The 1,481-nt window shown below is 60.2% G+C and carries 2 protein-coding genes and 1 pseudogene; all 3 read right to left on the minus strand.

Features of this window, described 5'->3' with window-relative positions:
- A pseudogene (locus tag R5H23_RS11345) lies at positions 1–238 on the minus strand (hypothetical protein); the annotation flags it as partial.
- A gap of 2 nt (positions 239–240) precedes the next feature.
- Positions 241–585 carry a hypothetical protein gene (locus R5H23_RS11350; protein ID WP_317215488.1) on the minus strand — a complete coding sequence of 115 codons (345 nt, stop codon included), beginning with the start codon at positions 583–585 and terminating at the stop codon, positions 241–243.
- Positions 586–651: 66 nt separating this feature from the next.
- Positions 652–1,308, minus strand: a complete 657-nt coding sequence (locus tag R5H23_RS11355) for a hypothetical protein (RefSeq protein WP_317215489.1) — start codon at positions 1,306–1,308, stop codon at positions 652–654.
- Positions 1,309–1,481 lie beyond the last annotated feature (173 nt).

Consider the following 1,481-nt stretch of genomic DNA (forward strand, 5'->3'; position numbering starts at 1 on the left):
GCCAGTTGGTCCAGCAATCGTTGTGAGTGTCCGGCTCCATCTGGCAAAGGCCACGCGCTGGACCATAGCCAGCATTTGTGCGCTGTCGGACATAGCGAAGCTGGCTTTCTGCCATGGCAATCCCAAGCATCAGATTGATAGCGGCGATACTCGCAAACTGACTTCCCATAGCCGTTAGGGTTGGAACGATGATGAAGTTTTTCACCTGCCCTGGGTCGAGGCCATACATGGAAGACATCTTTACTGCCCTACCGATACGACCAGGTGAACAACCCCGGATCCAAGGATTGACGTCAGGAGCGTGATGGCGGCCGTCACGACAGCCCGCGCACCAAACAAGCGGTCGAGCTTGCCGTTGATCTGCCGGTTGCTGCTTTCCATGGACTTTGCCAGGGCTTCGATCTCGCTGCGCAGTGAGGCGATTTCATGCCGCATCTCTGTTCGGAGATCGGACTGGCTGCTGTCCACGCTGGAGAGCCGGGTCTCCAGCGTCAGGCACCGATCTTCGAGGACCCGGATCCGCTCTGCCGGCGTAGAAGTATCAGGAAGAATTGCGGCCGGAGCGTCCGTCTGTGTTTCAGGCATGGTTTTTCCATAAAAAAAGCCGCCCGGAGGCGGCTGTCAGAACAGGGTCGAGTTAAGGGCTGGCGATCAGGCCAGGACCGGGTCAGGCCGCACCGGCAATGCCGTGCTGGTCGTGTCAGTGCCGCTGGCAATTGCTGCGACAGCCTTCACGTAAGCCTTCATGGCATCGGTGAAGGTTTCGCCCATGGCAGCAGCCAGACTGGCCTGCTGCTGGATCCAGGCCTGTTCGGTCTCGGCCTGGACTGTCAGTGGAATAGGCGCGGGCGGCGGCGTGTAATCCACAATTTTGCCGTCCTGAAGACCCTTGTTTCCCTTGTACCCATAATCCCCGCCCAGAGCCTGCCATTCGGCCGCAGACAGAAAATGCATGTCGGCCGGGGCCGGGAGATTGGCATGCGAGCCAAGCGTCCACAGATCGAACCAGCTGAGAACAGCGGTCGGCTGCGCGGCCGTGTGGTCGTAACAGGCGACATAACGCCCACCATAGGTCAGTGCGCCATTGCTGACGGGGATGTTGCTGGCCCCGACCGTGTCAGAAAACTGGTCGGCCGTCAGCACGATCAGGCTGGAAGCGGCCGGAAGATCCAGCACATTGATGCGGGCCTGCGGATCTTCCGTGGTGCCGGACCAGGCGTCATAAACGCCCGTGACGGTCGTGCCATCCGTGGCCGCATAATAGCGGTCCGGATAGGCGGCCTTGATGGCCTCAAGAGCAGTGGTCATTTATTTGGGTCCGATTGCAAATACCGTGATGTCTGTTGTGCCGCCGCCGTTGATCCACAACGTGAAGCCCCCCGCATCGGCATTGACCGCCTTGCAGTTCGCGTCGCTCGCACTGGCGTTCTGCGCCATCACCTGCGGCGTATCCGAGAAGCCGGACGAGAACGTCACGCGGC

The organism is Gluconobacter sp. GP1 (assembly GCF_032913585.1).
In the GTDB taxonomy this organism is placed as follows: Bacteria; Pseudomonadota; Alphaproteobacteria; order Acetobacterales; family Acetobacteraceae; genus Gluconobacter; species Gluconobacter cerinus.

Coding starts and splice junctions, on each gene's coding strand:
- R5H23_RS11350 (WP_317215488.1), bottom strand. CDS start 585: ATGCCTGAAACACAGACGGACGCTCCGGCCGCAATTCTTCCTGATACT.
- R5H23_RS11355 (WP_317215489.1), bottom strand. CDS start 1,308: ATGACCACTGCTCTTGAGGCCATCAAGGCCGCCTATCCGGACCGCTAT.